The organism is Endobacterium cereale, from assembly GCF_009617585.1.
In the GTDB taxonomy this organism is placed as follows: domain Bacteria; phylum Pseudomonadota; class Alphaproteobacteria; order Rhizobiales; family Rhizobiaceae; genus Neorhizobium; species Neorhizobium cereale.
In genome coordinates this window covers 133,291-150,328 of the sequence record NZ_WIXI01000050.1, presented here as the reverse complement: position 1 = coordinate 150,328, position 17,038 = coordinate 133,291, and the positions used below count along the sequence as shown (strand labels likewise).

Genomic DNA, 17,038 nt, shown 5'->3' with positions numbered 1-17,038 from the left:
CCGCACATGCCGCTGGACGATCTGGAGGAGCGCCGTCCCGCACGGCGCACGAAAGGTGCTGGGCGCGGCAGCGATGCCGCCAAACCCACATTGCGAACAATTGCCGACCTGACCGGACTTGCCGTGACGACCGTATCGCGGGCGCTGGCCGACGCGCCGCAGATCGCGCTCGAAACGCGCCAGCGGGTGGCGCAGGTGGCAGCCGAAATCGGTTACCTGCCCGACCGTGCCGCCCAGCGCCTGCGCACAGGCCGCACCAATGTCATCAGCCTGATCCTTGATCCGCACGAGGAAATTCTCGGTTACGCCACCTCGATGATCAAGGGCGTCACCTCGGCGCTACGCGGCACGCCTTATCACCTTGTCATCTCACCGCATTTTTCCGACAGCCCGCAGATCGAACCGGTCAGCCACATCATCCGCAACCGTCTCGCCGACGGCATCATCTTTACCCGCACCGAGCCGATGGACGAGCGGGTCAAACTGCTGATGCAGAACGATTTTCCGTTCATCTGTCATGGCCGCACCGAGCTTGCGACACCGCATCCCTTCGTCGATTACGACAATTACGATTTCGCCTATCGGGCAGCCAAAAAGCTGATCGCATCGGGCTGCGCCAAGCTGACAATCGTGTTGCCACCGGAAACATTCACCTTCGCCCATCACATGCGCCACGGCTTCATGGCAGCGGTGCGCGAGGAAGGCATCGGTTACGAGATCGCCACCGGCATCACGCTGGACAGCAAGTCCGACGATATCCGGCACTATTTCGACAAACGCCTGAGCCAACCGTCACCACCGGACGGTTTCGTCTGCGGCGGTGAAGTGGTGGCCATGGCGATCATGGCAGCCTGCCACGATCACGGTCTTCTGCCCGGTAGAGAAGTGGATTTTGTCGCCAAGCAGACCTCCGGCCTGTTCGACCAGATCCGCCCGAGGGTGGAGACGATTTACGAGGATCTGACCGAGGCAGGATTTTTGATGGGCGAGATGCTTTTGCGGCGGATTGCGGGGCCTCTACCGGTTGGCGAATTGCAGCATCTGCAGAGGCTGGCGGACGAATAACGACCTCTCCGTCGTCTTCCCGCCCTCGGGTTTTACCCGAGGGTTGAGCCGGGACCAGCCACCGCGCGTCCGCGCGGTGAGAAAACACTTTGTTCGAGATTGATGTCGTTGAGTCTACAGCGCCGCAGACGCGGCGCGGCTGGATCCCCGCCACAAGGGCGAGGATGACGATGGTGGAGGTTCGTGCCTACGCCGAAGTTTCACTCCTCTTCTTGGAACACCGTTTCGCGCTTGGCCTTGACGCTGGGCAGGAAGACAACCACCAGAACCAGCGCTGCGATGAGCAGCAGACCGGCACTGATCGGCCGCGTGACAAAAGTCGTTGCATCCCCGCGTGACAGGATCATCGCCCGCCGCAGGTTCTCTTCCAGCAGAGGCCCGAGCACAAAGCCCAGAAGCAGCGGCGCCGGCTCGCAGCGCAATTTCACCAGCACGTAACCTATGAAGCCGAAGAAGGCGACGGCGTAGAGGTCGTAGACGTTTGAATTGACGCTATAAACCCCGATAGAGCAGAAGGCCATGATGATCGGGAACAGCACGTAATAGGGGATGGTCAAGAGCTTCACCCACAGCCCGATCAGCGGCAGGTTGAGGATGACCAGCATCAGGTTGCCGATCCACATCGAGGCGATGATGCCCCAGAACAAAGCGGGCTGTTCGGCCGCCACATTCGGGCCAGGCACGATGCCCTGGATGATCATCGCGCCGATCATCAGCGCCATCACTGGGTTGGCCGGAATGCCGAGCGTCAAAAGCGGGATGAACGAGGTCTGGGCGCCGGCATTGTTGGCGCTTTCAGGTCCAGCTACACCGGCAATCGCGCCATGGCCGAATTCTTCTGGATGTTTAGAAACCTTCTTTTCGATCGTGTAGGAGGCGAATGCCGCCAGCACGGCACCGCCGCCCGGCAGGATGCCGAGAATGGAACCGACCGCCGTGCCGCGCAGCACCGGCGCGATCATCGCTCGAAAATCCTCTCGGCTTGGCATCAACCCGCTGACCTTGGACATCAGCACCGAACGGGTGCTTTCGTTTTCGAGGTTACGCAGGATTTCCGCGATACCAAAAATACCGACGGCGACGGCGACAAAGTTTAGGCCGTCGGAATATTCACGAATGCCGAGCGTGAAGCGCGGTGCGCCGGAATAGATGTCAGTGCCGACAAGGCCGAGCAGCAGCCCGAGCGAGACCATGGCCAGCGCTTTGATGATGGAGCCATGCGCCAGCGCGATGGAGGAGACGAGGCCGACCACCATCAGCGAAAAATATTCGGCGGCGCCGAATTTCAGCGCCACTTCGGTGAGAGGCGGCGCAAAGATGGCGACGAGGAAGGTCGACACCGTGCCGGCAAAAAACGAGCCGATGGCGGCGATTGCCAATGCGGAACCGGCCTTGCCCTTGCGGGCCATCTGGTAACCGTCGATGGCAGTGACGGCCGACGAGGATTCGCCCGGCATATTGATGAGGATGGCGGTGGTCGAGCCGCCATACTGCGCCCCATAATAGATGCCGGCCAGCATGATCAGCGAGGAGACAGGCTCCAGCTGGAAGGTGATCGGCAACAACATGGCGATGGTGGCGGTGGCGCCGATGCCCGGCAACACGCCGATCAGGGTGCCGAGCAGCACGCCGATCAGGCAGAAAAACAGGTTGGCGAGCGAGCCTGCGGTCGAAAATCCGAGCGCGAGATTGTCAAAAAGTTCCATGTCGCGCTGATCCTAATAGCCGAGCCAGGGGCCGAAAATGCGGAAAGGCAGGCCCAGCCCGTAGGTGAACACCAGTACCGAAAACACCGTCACCGTCACCGACAGGGCGACGGCGGCAAGCGGTTTCATGCGCGTAGAAGCAAAGCACGCCACGAACGAGCAAATGAACAGCGACGGAGCAAAACCAAGGCCCCGCACGGTGATGCCGAACAGAATGGGAGCTGCAAGAATGAAAAGCATGCCACGCCAGGCGATGCCGCTGATCGGCTCATGCACCACCCGAAGTGACTGTACCAGAATGATGCCGCCGAACAGGATCAGGGCAAGCGCGAGGATGAACGGGAAATAACCCGGCCCCATGCGAAACGCCGTGCCTAGTTCGAGATCGAGCGATTGCAGGGCAAAGAAAATGCCTAGGCCGACAAAGATCAGCCCGCAGATGAGATTGGTTTTGTCGAATTTCAGAGAATGCATGGTGTCTCCGATGCGTGTGGATCGGTGGTGGTGCCGCCTGCTGCCCGAGGTTTCTTCTCCTCATGGCCAGAGCCTTCGAACAGTGATTGCAGCGGTACCATTCGGCCGATCCCCCTTGCGGGGTAGATGCCCGGCAGGGCAGAGGGTGGTGGTTGCGGCGAAATGCCATTTTCCACGTCTCTGCCGCAACGTTGCTCCCCCTCTGCCACCTTTCGATGACATCTCCCCCTCAGAGGGAGATCACGGGGAGCAAGCGGCTCCATCACAATGTCTTAGCGCTGCTCTTGCTGGAGGGGTGAAGGATCAGGCAACAACTGGCCCAACTCAGTCCGCGTACTGGCCAGCCGCCTTGATAACAGGCTCCCAGCGGGCGATTTCGCTTTCGAGCTTGGCCTTCAGCGCTTCCGGCGTGCCATCCTTTTCCGGTGACGGCAGCGTGCCGAGTTCGGCAAAACGGGACGCGATGGTCGGATCCTTCAGCGTCACCTGCAACGCCTTCGACAGGCGTTCATTGGCCTCTTTCGGTGTACCCTTCGGCGTGTAGATCCCATGCCAGATACCCACCTGCATGGCCGGCATGCCTTCCTCGGCAACCGTCGGAATATCCTTGAAGATCGCCAGACGTTCGGGCGAGGTCACAGCATAAGCCTTGATCGTGCCGCCCTGAATCTGCTTGGTGGTGTTGGTGGTCTGATCGCACATGATATCGACCTGACCGCCGAGAAGATCGGTCATCGCCGGGCCGGTTCCCTTGTAAGGTACGGTGACGAGAGGCGTCTGGATGGCGGACATGAACAGCATGCCGCAGAGATGGGATGCCGCGCCGATGCCGGCATTGGCCACCGTCACCTTGTCGCTATTGGCCTTGGCATATTCCACAAGACCCTTGAAATCCTTGACGTCGAGATCCTTGCGGGCAACGACCGTCATTGGCACGTCGGTCACGAGGCCGACATATTCGAAGGCGTTCAGCGTGTCGTACGGCAGCTTGCGATAAAGCGTGGCGCTGGTGGCCATGCCGATATGATGCAGCAGCACGGTGTAGCCATCGGCATCGGCATTGGCGACGCGACCGGCACCGAGCGTGCCACCGGCGCCACCGACGTTTTCAACGATGATCTGCTGGCCGAGATCTTTTGACATTGATTCGGCGACGAGACGCGCGACCGTATCGGTCGGGCCACCGGCTGCGAACGGCACGACCATGGTGATCGAGCGCGTCGGATAGTCTTGTGCGAAGGCGGGAGAAGAAATTACACCCGCTGCGGCAAAAACCGTCGCGCCTAGCATCGTATTCAGGATTTTCATTGTTACCCTCCCAGATAAACCACAACCGGACGGCCACGGCTCCTCCCGCAACGCCCGAATGACCTATCTGTCCGCAGCTTCGACGTAACGCGCAATCAGCCGGTCTGCACTTGCCAGTTTTTCCGGTGTCGAGTGGCATTGATTGGGTGGATTTCCACCCATGACGATTGTCAGGTGGGTATGTTTCCACCCATTAGGCGGCAATTCATACGGAATGCAGTGCGTCAGACATCTCCCTCGCCCACATAGGCGTAGTCGATGCCCAGCAATTTCTTGTCCAGCCCATGCCGCTGCATCTTTTCGTAAAGCGTTTTGCGGGAAATGCCGAGCTGTTCATAAACAGGTTTCAGCGCCCCACCATGCGCGGCAATGGCATCGGCGATGACGGTGCGTTCGAAAGCCGCTACGCGCTCCGCCAAGCGCCCGTCAGCCGATTTCGCAGAACCGGAAGGATCGGCTGGACTGAGATCAAGCCCGAGCACCAGCCGGTCGGCGGCATTGCGGAGTTCTCGCACATTGCCCGGCCAGTCACGTTGCGCCACGGCAGACAGAAGTTCATGCGAGATCGGATGGTCTTCACGACCATAACGCGCCGCCGCCTCCCGCACCAATTGCAGAAAGAGCAGCGGGATATCCGCACGCCTTTCCCGCAGCGAAGGCACATGTACGGTCGCGACATTCAGCCGATAGAGCAGATCGGCGCGAAAACGCCCGGCCAGCACTTCCGCCTCCAGATCCACTTTGCTCGTCGCGATGAACCGCACATCGAGTTCCACCGTCTCGTTGGAGCCGAGCCGGTTGATCACCCGCTCCTGCAGCACACGCAGGAATTTGGCCTGCAAATCGAAGGGCATGGAGCCTATCTCATCGAGCAGGATCGTCCCGCCCCGACCATGCTCGAATTTGCCGTAACGCGAGCGTAGCGCGCCCGGAAAAGCGCCCGGTTCATGCCCAAAAAGCTCGCTTTCGATGAGGTTTTCCGGCAGCGCCGCGCAGTTGATGGCGACGAACGGCCGATTGGCGCGCGGGCTGACATCGTGCAGCGCCCGCGCCACCACTTCCTTGCCCACGCCCGTCTCGCCGATGACAAGCGTATCGGCATCCGTCGGCCCGATGGCGCGGATGGCATAGCGCAGATCGACCATGGCCTGCGTGCGCCCCGGCAGCCGGGTTTCGAGATCGTCACGCTTGCCAGCGACGGCTTTCAGCCGGCGGTTTTCCAGCACCAGCGCACGCCGATCCAGCGCCCGGCGGATGATGCCGGCCAGATGCTGGATGGTGAACGGCTTTTCGAGAAAGTCATACGCCCCCTCGCGCATCGCTTTCACCGCCAGTTGCACATCACCGTGGCCGGTGACGAGAATAACCGGAATTTCCGCATCAAGCTCGCGGATGCGGTGCAGCAGCGTCATGCCATCCAGCCCAGCCATGCGGATATCGCTGACCACGATGCCGTCGAAACTGAAACCGGTGAGTTCCAGCACATGATCGGCATTGGAAAAGGTCTGCACTTGCAGGCCCGCCAGTTCCAACGCCTGGCTGGTGGAGCGCCGCAACTCTTCCTCGTCGTCGATCAGAAGCACGCGCTGTTCGCTCATTCGGCGGCCCTCCCGATGGCGGCATCGGCAGACGTCAACTCGATGGCAAACACCGCGCCACCCTCCGGATGATCTGTCACACTGAGGCTGCCGCCAAAATCCTTGACGATATTGTAGGAGATCGACAGGCCAAGCCCCAATCCCTTACCGACACCCTTTGTGGTGTAGAACGGATCAAAAATGCGCTCGCGGATGGCGGCGGGCACGCCCGGGCCATGATCCCGCACGGTGATCACCACACGCCCGTCATCGCTGCGGCCGGCGGACACGATGATCCGCCGATCCTCCAGCCCCTCGATGGCATCGGCGGCATTGGTGATGATGTTGACGAGCACCTGTTGAAGCCGCACCGCGCCGGCCAAAACCACGGGCGGCGGAGTATCCATCTCGACCCGCAATGCCGCATCGGCGGCGCGCAGCCGCGCATCGACGATTTCCAGCGTGTCGCGCATCACGTCATCGAAGGACACGACCGACAGCTTTTCCTCCGGCTTTCGTGCAAAATTGCGCAGGTGGCGGCTGATCGAGGCCATGCGGTCGATCAACGCCGAAATGCGCCGAAGATTGTCGCTCGCCTCGCCCGGACGGCCCCGCTCGATCAGCAGTGCCGCACTGTCCGCGTAGGTTTTGGTCGCCGCCAGCGGCTGGTTGAATTCGTGGCTCAGCGCCGCCGACATCTGCCCGAGCCCCGCCAGTTTTCCGGCCTGGATGAGATCCGCCTGCGTGCGCCGCAAACGCCGTTCGGTCAGCCGACGTTCGGCAATCTCCTGCTTGATCTGCCCATTGACGCGGGCGAGATCGGCGGTGCGCTCTTCCACCCGGCGTTCCAGATTTTCCTGCGCCTCAGCCTGCAACTTGATGCGTTCCGCCAGCCGCATGCGCCGCTGCACCAGAATAGCGCCGCCCAGAAAAGCGAGACAGACCAGCAGAACCGCAACGATGGTGGCGATCTGCGCCTGTGCCCGCACGGACGCTGTGTCCATCAGCACCGCCACCGTCCAGCCCGCTTCGGGCATCGGCTGCGACAGGAAGAGAAATTCCTTGTCCGCCCCCTCTTCCGATATCGACAGCATGGCATGGTCGCCGTCCTTTGCACCCTGAACGGGAAGTTCGCGCAAAACCGCATCGGAATAACGCCGCGAGGCTTTTGTATTGGCCAGCCGCTCCGGCGTCAGCGGCAGAAAACTGCTGTAGAGCCAGCGCGGCGTGCCGGTCATGAAAATGATGCCTTGCGGATCAGACACCACGATACGGCTGTCACCATCCCCCCATGACGCCTCGATGCCGTCGATATCCACCTTGAAGACGATGACGCCAAAAATCGTGCCGCCGATTTCGATCGGTGACGAAAAATAATAGCCGCGTTTGGCGGACGTGGTGCCGAGCGCATAAAAGCGTGATTGCTGACCCACCGCGGCCTCCTGGAAATACGGGCGGTAGCTGAAATTTTCGCCGACGAAACTGGTATCGCTGTCGAAATTGCTGGCGGCAATCGTCATGCCGTCCATGGTCATCACATAGATGTCCGAGGATTTCAGCAGGGCGTTGATGTCCTTGAGGTAGAGATTGGTGGCAGCGCGCAAGGCCGGATTGGCGGGATCGACGATCAACGCTTCGACATCGTCGTGATCTGCAATCAGCGCCGGAAGCGCCTCGAAGCGACGCAGATGTCCGTCGAGCGCGGAAACAGCAAGGCGCAAGGTCGTGCCGGCCTGCTCGGACGCCTCGTGCATGTAACTGCGCCCGGCGACATGACTGCCGTGCACGATCAGCGCCAGCACCACGGCTGCCAGCCCGACCACAATCAGGAAAAAACGGTTTTTCAAGAAAGCCCGGGCTCCTCCTCCCGCACTTAGCGATAACATCATTGTAATGAAGACGTGACGATTGTCACCACGCAGCAAGAGATCGTGCAAATCTGACGATTGAAAAATGCAGCTTTCGCGAGAACATGAACAATGCTTATCTCTGTGATGGCTGCGAACGCCTCGCAATCCTGTCTGGCCGCAGCATCTGAGAGGGAGTGGGGTTTCATGACATATCTGCTTGCGCTTCTCATCGGTGTGGTCGCGGGCCTCAGGGCCATGACCGCACCCGCCGCAATCAGCTGGGCCGCCTGGCTCGGCTGGCTCAATCTTTCCGGCACATGGCTGTCCTTCATGGGGTCGTTCTGGGCCGTCGCCATCTTCTCCGTGCTTGCCATCATCGAACTGGTCACCGACCAACTGCCCTCAACACCAAGCCGCAAAGTGCCTCAGCAATTTGGCGCACGCCTGATCATGGGAGCGCTTACCGGGGCAGCCATCGGCGCCGGCAGTGGTGTCTGGATCGGCGGCCTGGTTGCGGGCATCATCGGAGCCGTCATCGGTACTTACGGTGGTGCAGCCGCGCGCACAAAACTCGCCACCGCCTTCAAAAAAGACCTTCCGGCGGCGCTTATCGAGGATGGCATTGCGATTATCGCGGCCTATCTGATCATTTCATCGATCCCCGCGACACTGGTTGCCACATGAGCCAAAAATTCGACGCCATCATCATCGGTACCGGTCAGGCCGGACCTTCACTGGCCGGTCGCCTCACGGAGGCCGGGCAAACGGTCGCCATCATCGAGCGCAAACTCGTCGGCGGCACCTGCGTCAATACGGGCTGCATGCCCACCAAGGCGCTGGTGGCGAGCGCTTACGCCGCACATCTGGCTCGCCGGGGCGCGGATTACGGCGTGACGATCGGCGGTGAAATCGGCATCGACATGAAACGGGTAAAGCTGCGCTCGCATCAGGTGACGCTGAATGCCCGCAACAACAACGAAACCTGGCTGCGCGGCATGGAGCGCTGCACCTTCATCGAAGGCCATGCCCGGTTGGAAAGCAAAAACACGGTGCGCATCGGCGGCGAAGTGATCACCGCGCCAAAAATCTTCCTCAATGTCGGCGGCCGCGCTGCGATTCCGGATTTTCCCGGCATCGATGAAGTGCCTTATCTCACCAACACTTCCATCGTAATGCTGGAGCATGTGCCAAAACATCTGGTAGTGGTGGGCGGCAGTTATATCGGTCTGGAATTCGCGCAGATCTATCGCCGTTTCGGCGCCAAGGTGACAGTGGTCGAAAAAGGCCCGCGCCTCGTTTCCCGCGAGGACGAGGATGTCTCCGATACTATTCGCAAGATCCTCGAGGCGGAGGGCATTACCGTGCGCACCGGTGCCGAATGCATTCGTTTTCGTCGCCATGAAAGCGGTGTCGCCGTCGGCGTGAACTGCACCGAGGGCGAACCAGAGGTAATCGGCTCGGATGTGCTGCTTGCCGTTGGCCGCCGTCCCAATACCGATGATCTCGGCCTCGACAAGGCCGGTGTCGAGGTCGATGAACGCGGTTACATCAAGGTCGACGACGATCTCTCCACCAGTGCCGAAGGCATCTGGGCCTTGGGGGATTGCAATGGGCGCGGCGCCTTCACCCACACGGCCTATAATGATTTCGAGATCGTCGCCGCCAATCTGCTGGATGGCCAGAACCGCAAGGTTTCCGACCGCATCCCCGGTTACGCACTTTACATCGATCCGCCACTTGGCCGTGTCGGCCTGACGGAAAAGCAGGCGCGGGAAAGCGGCAAAAACATTCTCGTCGGCACAAGACCAATGAGCCGCGTCGGCCGCGCCATCGAAAAAGGCGAGACGCACGGTTTCATGAAGATCATCGCCGATGCCGACACGCGACAAATCCTCGGGGCCTCCATTCTCGGCACTGGCGGCGATGAGGCGATCCATGGCGTGCTCGACATGATGAATGCCGGCATGCCTTACGACACGTTGCGTTGGGCAGTGCCGATCCACCCTACCGTTTCCGAGCTTTGGCCGACGCTGATACTGTCGATGCGCAGCCTTTAACGGCTGGTTCACCTCGTTTTACATCTGCACCGGAGAACGGCCATTCATTAACCGACCTTGCAGCCGGGTTTGCTTAGGTGAACTCTGGCGCTGAGGGTTTTTCATGTGTGGTTTTGCGGGCTTTCTGGGTGATGGCGTGCCGATGGAGCAGTCTCAAGGGCTGCTGACATCGATGGCGCAGGCGATAGCCCATCGCGGCCCGGATGAACGCGGCATCCATTCCACTCCCGGCTTGGGCCTTGCACATGTGCGCCTGTCTATCGTCGGCCTCGGCGATGGCCAGCAGCCGATGTCGCTGACCGAAGGCGACGAAAACCTCACTATCGTCTTCAACGGCGAAATCTACAATTACGTGGAACTGCGCGACGAGCTGAAGGCTGCCGGCCACCGCTTTCGCACCGGCTCGGATACCGAAGTCATCCTGCATCTCTATCAGGCTTTTGGCGATGACTGCCTGCAGCGCCTCAACGGCGATTTTGCCTTCGCCATATGGGACGCACGCCGTCACCGCATGCTTTTGGCTCGTGACCGGATGGGCGTTCGGCCGCTCTTTTACGCAGAGCGCAAAGGCACGTTCTATTTCGCCTCAGAGGTGAAGGCACTTTTGCAGATACCGGGCATCGTCGCCGAACTCGATCCGTTCGCCCTCGACCAGATTTTTACGCTCTGGGCACCGATCGCGCCACGCACCGCTTTTCGCGACATCTTTGAGCTGGAACCGGCGACCCGTATCACCATCGAAAACGGCCGCGTCGATATCCGCCCTTACTGGCAGCCGCAATTTGCCGATGCCGGTGATTACATCGCGATCGACGAAGACGCGGCGGTGGAAGAACTGCGCGCTCTTCTGACCGATGCCACGGCCTTGCGCATGCGCGCCGATGTACCAGTTGGCGCCTATCTGTCGGGTGGTCTGGACAGTTCGTTGATCACCGCCCTCGCCGCCCCGATGGCCCCCGCCGGCCTCAACACCTTTTCCGTCACCTTCGACAGCCCGGAGCACGACGAAAGCCTGCATCAGATGGCAGTCGCCATGGCGCTTGGCACCCGCCACAACGCCATCACCTGCGGCCCAACCGAAATCGCCGGCTGCTTTCCCGATGTCATCCGCTTCACCGAACGCCCGATCATCCGCACCGCGCCCGCACCGCTTTTCCAGCTTTCCGGCTTGGTGCGCGAAAACGGCATGAAGGTCGTATTGACCGGTGAAGGCGCAGACGAGGTGTTTGCCGGTTACGACATTTTCAAGGAAGCCAAGGTCCGGCGTTTTTGCGCCCGCCAGCCGGGTTCAAAAATCCGCCCGCATCTGTTCAAGAAACTTTATCCCTACCTGCCCGGCCTGAAACAGCAATCGGCCAGCTACCTCTCTTCCTTTTTCGGGGTGACGAAGGATGACATGAACGATCCTCTGTTTGCGCTGCTCCCACGCCTGCGCAATACCGGATCGGCCAAGATCTTCTTTTCCGCCGCCCTGAAGGAACAGTTGGCGGGTTATGACGCTGCGGAAGAACTGGCCTCGCGCCTGCCCGCAGATTTCTCCCGCTGGCACGTGCTCAATCAGGCGCAATATCTGGAAATGCGTTTCCTGTTGCCGGGTTACATTCTCTCCAGCCAGGGCGACCGCATGGCCATGGCGCATGGCATTGAGGGACGTTTCCCCTTCCTGGACCATCGCCTCGTGGAATTCGCCAACCGCCTGCCGCCCGGCCTCAAGCTGAAGGGGCTGGAAGAAAAGCACATTCTGCGCCGCGTCGCCCGCGATCTCCTGCCATCCGTCGTCGCCAACCGCTCAAAGCAGCCTTATCGCGCGCCGGACAGCGCTTCGTTTGCAACCTCGGCGGGACAGGCTTACGTGCCGGCAATCCTGAACGAAGCGGCAATCGCCGAGGGCGGATTGTTCGATCCCGGCGCCGTTGCCATGCTCGCCCGCAAATGCGCGGCCAAGCCGGCAAGCGGTTTTCGCGATAACGCTGCCTTTGTCGGCATCCTATCTACGGAACTCTGGCGCCGCGCGTTTGTCACGCCGGCCATCGACGCCTCGCAGGCGGCCTGACAATGTCCACAGGCTGCCAAAGCCGACAAATAATCAACATTGCTAAATTAACCTGTTTTTCATGCGATTGAAACATTCTAGGGGGGTGTGAATTCTTCCCGCGCGCGGGATGGAGGATGAGTATGTTCCGCTCCAACGAGCCAGAAGACAATCGCCGTGCAGTGCGGGGAAATGCCGCCTTGCAGCGCGCGCCATCGACCGGCTCGTTGCTTGATCAGGCTGAATCGGACCCCATCTCGAGCGACGCCGATCCGGTTCGTCGCACTTATCGTGACAATCGCCCCGCACCGGCAAGCGCTCCGGCTAGCGCATCGCAGGCCGAAGCCACATGGGATGATGACGGCTCTTCCGCACTGGAAGCCCGCCTGCAGGCGCAGTGGCAGAGCGTTACCCGGATCGGTATCGGCCATGTCCTGCGCTGGCTGCAGCGGGGCATCGCGCTGATCGTGTTCATGGCGATATTGGGTGCGGTTATTGCCTTTGGCTACTCGGCTACGACGACACCGCGATACACTGTCTATACCGATCTGATCGTCGACCCTTCGAACTTCAACGTCACGCCGGACGATCTCACCGCCGTCAACCCGCAGCGGGATTCGCAGCTTCTCGAAGTCGACAGCAAAATCCGTGTCATGACCTCCGGCAATGTCCTACGCCAGGTCATCCGCGACATGAAGCTGACCGAGGATACTGAATTCTTCAAACCCAGCATCCTCTCCTCGCTTCTCGGCAGTAGCGGTGGCGACACATCGCAGGAAGCCCGCGAACTATCCGTTCAACGCGCACTCGAGGAGCGCATCAAGGCCACGCGCGAGGAACGCTCCTTCGTTGTTGTTCTGTCGGTCTGGACTTCCGATCCGGAGAAATCCATCCGACTTTCGAACGCCGTGGTCGAGGCATTCCAGTCGCAGCTCTTCCAGTCCTCTTCCGAAAGCGCCGGCCGCATCGCCGCCAGCATCAATGCGCGTCTTGATGAGTTGCGGACATCCGTCACCCAGTCAGAAGAAAAAGTGGAGCAGTTCAAGCGTGACAACAAGCTGCAATCGAGTGCCGGCGAACTAACTAGCAGCCGCATCTCCAGTGCACTCGACACGCAGGTTCTCGATGCGCAGCAGCGTCTGATCCAGGCCGATGCACGTTACAACCAGATGCGCTCCGCCGTAGCCGATCGCCGTGCAACGAGCGCCACCATTTTCGATTCCGCAGCCATGACCACGATGCGCGGTAATTACACTGTGCTTGAACAGCAGATCGGCGCCTTGGCCCGCACCTATGGCAGCCGCCACCCGCGCCTTGTCGCCCTACAATCGGAACGTGCCACGCTGGAAGGCGCGATCGCCGAGGAAGCCGACCGTATCCTCCAGCAGGCAAAACAGGAAAGTGATCAGGCCCGCGCTACGCTGGGGCAACTGCGCAGCCGCTCGGATACCGAACGCGCCACCGTTTACACCAACAATGACGCACAGGTGCAACTGCGCGAACTCGAACGCGATGCCCGCGCCAAGGCCGCAGTTTACGAAACCTACCTTGCCCGCACCAACCAGATCAGCGAGCGACAGGAAATCGACACCAGCAATGTGCGGGTGATTTCCAACCCGGTACCGCCGAAATCGAAAACCTGGCCGCCCGCAACACCTGTCCTGATTGCCGGTGGCGCCATTGCCGGCGCAATCATCGGCACCGGGCTTGCACTGATTTTAGGCCTTCTCGGCTATCTCCGAAACGCCCGCCCGCGCTACATTTCCGCCTGAATTGGCGCGGTTTTGGCGAGGAGAAACGGCATCTCGCAATTTTGTGAAAAGCAGGTCATCGGTCGATTTTCACCGATTTAAAGTCTCCGAAAACTACTAAAATGTCGCCTATAAAACGAATGTTTTCAATGCTTTAAGACACAGAAAAACTGACAGAGCTTCACAGCGTCGCAAAAGCCTCGGCCGGCGTTTCATTCTGTCGGCGTTCGCTGCCGTATTGCAGCATGCATTTGCCTTGCAAAGCCCCGGCAAAGGCGTAGCCTCATACCATCGACGGCCAGGACGAAAAAGGGCGGCCGCGACTGGAAGAGCAGGCCGACCATTGGCCTGAACAGCTTTCGCCCCCCATGTGGAGGCAGAAACATGTATTCATCCATGGCATATCCAACGCTCGATCCAAACGATCTGGCATTTCTACAGAAGCTTTATGACGATGCCCGCGCTGAACACGGCTTCACCGGAGACAGCCTCGCGGCTAAAGATCTGGCTGCTCGCATCATGCTCTCTTATCATAAGGGCGCGCGCACCAAGAGCGATATCGAGCGCGCCCTGACCGCTTGACCTCTTGTTTTCAACGTCGAGAAACGCGACCGCCAGCATCTCAACTGGCGGTTTTTTGTTGCTTGCCCTATCAGCGTTTGGCTTGCAGGTCGCGTTCGTCACGCATCAGGTAGATGCGCGTCAGCACATCGAGATGGTCATGCAGCCAGCTGGCCATGGCGACCTCCTGCTCCATAATGCGCGACAGCACATCCTCGGCTTCCTCGTCACCGAGTTCATCAGCAGCAGCCAGAAGAACCTGATAGCTGGCGATCTCGCCCTGTTCGAAGATATAAGTCGACATAGCGCTCTTGATGATCTCGTCACCTGCAAGCATGCCGCTGATTCCCTGCGCGGCGGTGCTGAGACGCCCCGCAACGCTGCGGATCAGAGGTGGTCCCGCAGTGCGCTCCAAAAGGCCGCGCAAAAGCTCCTGCTGTGCCTGGGTTTCAACAAGGTGATCCTCCACGCGCGTTTTCAGATCTGGATAATTCTGGATACGCTTGGCCAGACTGCTCAGCATGGTGATCGACTGGCCTTCGGCTGCGAATGCATCGCGAAGCCAGGCATCGAAATGGATTTGGACATGGGTCATCGCTCAACCTCTCCTCTCTGCTCTACGTGCATTTCAATCATGCCGATAACGCAGGCGGGTTTAAGGCGGTTCCCAATTTGCGGGTTTTGACCGGAACCTTCGTGGCCTTTGCCGGGTTTCCAAAGAGACTTCGCAGACAATGAAGATGCAGATAGGGGAGATGATGATGACGCCGCACCCGCAGGAACCAATCGAGTCGCCGCCAATGCCGCCGCCGGACTGGAAACCGGAACCGTCGCCGATCGACGAGCCGGAGCCGGATCGTTTGCCCGACGAAGTGCCGCTTCCCAATCCGGATGAAAGCGATGCGCCGCCAATGCACGCGAAGGCAGCACATGAAAGCGTCAGTATCGACGGAACCAAATCACGCGGAAGTTGTTGAGAGAATGTGCCGGCGCTTCAAACCGCGACGGCGCGTCATGGATACCTCCCCGTCTGGCGCTTCCCTCATATGAGGGAAGCGCCTTTCTTTTGGGAAGAATCAGGCTTTAGGGAAAGATCACGCGCCGCGGCTGGGGATGCGGTTTTCCAGAAAGCGGAAGGCCACGACCAGAATGCCGGTCAGCACCAGATAGATCAGCGCCAGCAGCAGAAGTGGTTCATAGGTCAGGAACGTGTCCTGACGCACTTTCGAAATCACCGAATAGGTATCTACCACGGTAATGGTGGCGACGAGAGGTGTCGATTTCAGCTGCAGCACGGTTTCGCCGTTCAGCGTCGGCAGCGAGCGGTGGATCGCACGCGGCAACCAGATGCGGCGGAACATGGTGAAAGGCCGCATGCCGAAGGCACGTGCCGCTTCCAGCTCGCCACGCGGAACACCGGCAAAGGCGCCACGCATGACTTCGCCCTCATAAGCGGCGAAAGACAGCATCAGCGCCGTAAAACCATAAGGCCATGCCTGCCGCAGATAGGGCCACATGAAGGACTGGCGGATTTCCGGAAACTGCGCAAACAGCGAGCCGAGACCGTAATAGAGCAGCCAAAGCTGCAACAGCAGCGGTGTGCCGCGAATGATCGTGCAGAAACCGTTGGCCAGCCATTTCAGTGGCTTTGGCCCGGTGACCTGAGCAAGACCGAGCGGCACGGCCAGCAGAAATCCGAAAAACGCCGTGGTGAACAGCAGGACCAGCGTCTGCCAGATGCCGGCGATCAGGCGGTCCTGATATTTCGGCAGCCAGTCCCAGCGCATGTAGATGACGGCGCAGGCGAAAATGCCGGCAAACACCGCCATCAGGAATAGGCGATGTGGCTCAAGAAGGCTGCGGGCCTTCGGTGGCTTGTAGGCGGGCAAAATGGTGGCTTCGTCCTTGATCATGACCTCACGCCTCCCGCACCATGCCACGGCGCGCACGTTTTTCGATCATGCCGATGATGACATTCGAAACGAGCGTGACGGCGAGATAAAGCGCACCGGCAGCCAGGAAAAAGGTCATGTAATGTTTGGTCGAGCCGGCCGCCTGCCGGGTGACCAGCGTCAGCTCCGAAAACCCGACAACGGCCAGCAGCGCGGTATCCTTGGTGGCGATCAGCCAGAGATTGGAGAGGCCCGGCACCGCATAAGGCAGCATGGCCGGCAGCGTGACGCGGCGTAACGTCAGAAATGGCGACATGCCATAGGCCCGCGCTGCCTCTATCTCGCCAGCCGGAATGGCCTTGATGGCACCGCGCAGAACCTCGGTCGAATACGCCCCCTGCACCACGCCGATGACAAAAATGCCGGTGGCAAGCCCGCTGATATCCATCGACGGCAGACCGAGCAGATGCATCAACTGGTTCACCAGATCGGTGCCGGCGTAATAGAGCAGCAGGATCAGCACCAGTTCGGGAATGGCGCGCACCAGTGTCGTGTAGACTTCCAGAAGGTCGCGCACGATCGGCCCGCCATAAAGCTTGCCGGACGCACCGCCGACGCCAATCACGAGACCGAGCAGATAACCGCCGACGGCAAGCTGCAGCGAGCTGAAAAGACCGGCCAGCAGAACGCCGCCCCATCCCGGGGGAGAAAGAGCAAGCAGGCTCAGGTCCATGAAATTACCGCCATTCCAGGCTCGGCTCCGTC

Annotated in this window: 15 protein-coding genes; 7 read left to right on the top strand and 8 right to left on the bottom strand. The window is 60.2% G+C overall.

What is annotated here, in order from left to right; translation table 11 throughout:
- Positions 1-6 precede the first annotated feature (6 nt).
- Positions 7-1,065, top strand: a complete 1,059-nt coding sequence (locus tag GAO09_RS24235) for a LacI family transcriptional regulator (protein ID WP_153358600.1) — start codon at positions 7-9, stop codon at positions 1,063-1,065.
- Positions 1,066-1,265: 200 nt separating this feature from the next.
- Here GAO09_RS24235 and GAO09_RS24230 read toward each other — a convergent pair whose 3' ends face one another.
- From GAO09_RS24230 to GAO09_RS24210, 5 genes are all read right to left on the bottom strand, one after another.
- Positions 1,266-2,771, bottom strand: coding sequence for a tripartite tricarboxylate transporter permease (locus tag GAO09_RS24230; RefSeq protein WP_153358598.1), 1,506 nt, complete (start codon positions 2,769-2,771; stop codon positions 1,266-1,268).
- A 12-nt stretch (positions 2,772-2,783) separates the two neighbouring features.
- Positions 2,784-3,245, bottom strand: a complete 462-nt coding sequence (locus GAO09_RS24225; protein WP_153358596.1) for a tripartite tricarboxylate transporter TctB family protein — start codon at positions 3,243-3,245, stop codon at positions 2,784-2,786.
- Positions 3,246-3,569: 324 nt separating this feature from the next.
- Complete coding sequence (locus GAO09_RS24220) at positions 3,570-4,553, bottom strand: tripartite tricarboxylate transporter substrate-binding protein (protein ID WP_153358594.1); 984 nt, start codon at positions 4,551-4,553, stop codon at positions 3,570-3,572.
- A 224-nt stretch (positions 4,554-4,777) separates the two neighbouring features.
- Positions 4,778-6,151 carry a sigma-54-dependent transcriptional regulator gene (locus tag GAO09_RS24215; protein ID WP_153358592.1) on the bottom strand — a complete coding sequence of 458 codons (1,374 nt, stop codon included), beginning with the start codon at positions 6,149-6,151 and terminating at the stop codon, positions 4,778-4,780.
- Complete coding sequence (locus GAO09_RS24210; RefSeq protein ID WP_274379784.1) at positions 6,148-7,977, bottom strand: sensor histidine kinase; 1,830 nt, start codon at positions 7,975-7,977, stop codon at positions 6,148-6,150. Before GAO09_RS24210 ends, GAO09_RS24215 begins: the two co-directional genes overlap by 4 nt.
- A gap of 207 nt (positions 7,978-8,184) precedes the next feature.
- Between GAO09_RS24210 and GAO09_RS24205 the strand changes: the two genes are divergently transcribed.
- The 5 genes from GAO09_RS24205 (at position 8,185) to GAO09_RS24185 (ending at position 14,402) form a co-directional block, all read left to right on the top strand.
- Entirely contained in the window at positions 8,185-8,664 is a 480-nt protein-coding gene (locus GAO09_RS24205; RefSeq protein ID WP_153358588.1) for a DUF4126 family protein, read from the top strand.
- A complete protein-coding gene (locus tag GAO09_RS24200) occupies positions 8,661-10,037 on the top strand; it encodes an FAD-containing oxidoreductase (protein ID WP_153358586.1) in 1,377 nt (458 codons plus the stop codon). The genes GAO09_RS24205 and GAO09_RS24200 overlap by 4 nt, the downstream gene beginning before the upstream one ends.
- Before the next feature lie 103 nt (positions 10,038-10,140).
- Complete coding sequence (asnB, locus tag GAO09_RS24195; protein WP_153358584.1) at positions 10,141-12,090, top strand: asparagine synthase (glutamine-hydrolyzing); 1,950 nt, start codon at positions 10,141-10,143, stop codon at positions 12,088-12,090.
- A gap of 122 nt (positions 12,091-12,212) precedes the next feature.
- Positions 12,213-13,841 (top strand): GumC family protein, encoded by a 1,629-nt coding sequence (locus GAO09_RS24190; protein ID WP_153359356.1) that lies wholly within the window; start codon positions 12,213-12,215, stop codon positions 13,839-13,841.
- A 363-nt stretch (positions 13,842-14,204) separates the two neighbouring features.
- Positions 14,205-14,402: a hypothetical protein gene (locus GAO09_RS24185; protein WP_153358582.1), complete on the top strand. Its 198-nt coding sequence runs from the start codon at positions 14,205-14,207 to the stop codon at positions 14,400-14,402.
- 70 nt (positions 14,403-14,472) lie between these two features.
- Here GAO09_RS24185 and GAO09_RS24180 read toward each other — a convergent pair whose 3' ends face one another.
- The gene (locus tag GAO09_RS24180) at positions 14,473-14,976 is read right to left on the bottom strand and encodes a ferritin-like domain-containing protein (RefSeq protein ID WP_153358580.1); all 504 of its coding nucleotides are present in this window, start codon (positions 14,974-14,976) and stop codon (positions 14,473-14,475) included.
- Between the two features lie 139 nt (positions 14,977-15,115).
- Between GAO09_RS24180 and GAO09_RS24175 the strand changes: the two genes are divergently transcribed.
- On the top strand, positions 15,116-15,358 hold the full coding sequence (locus GAO09_RS24175) for a hypothetical protein (protein ID WP_410768997.1): 243 nt from the start codon (positions 15,116-15,118) through the stop codon (positions 15,356-15,358).
- Positions 15,359-15,475: 117 nt separating this feature from the next.
- Here GAO09_RS24175 and GAO09_RS24170 read toward each other — a convergent pair whose 3' ends face one another.
- Both GAO09_RS24170 and GAO09_RS24165 read right to left on the bottom strand, forming a co-directional pair.
- Positions 15,476-16,291: an ABC transporter permease gene (locus GAO09_RS24170; protein ID WP_410769072.1), complete on the bottom strand. Its 816-nt coding sequence runs from the start codon at positions 16,289-16,291 to the stop codon at positions 15,476-15,478.
- A 7-nt stretch (positions 16,292-16,298) separates the two neighbouring features.
- Positions 16,299-17,006 (bottom strand): ABC transporter permease, encoded by a 708-nt coding sequence (locus GAO09_RS24165; protein WP_153358576.1) that lies wholly within the window; start codon positions 17,004-17,006, stop codon positions 16,299-16,301.
- Positions 17,007-17,038: the final 32 nt, after the last annotated feature.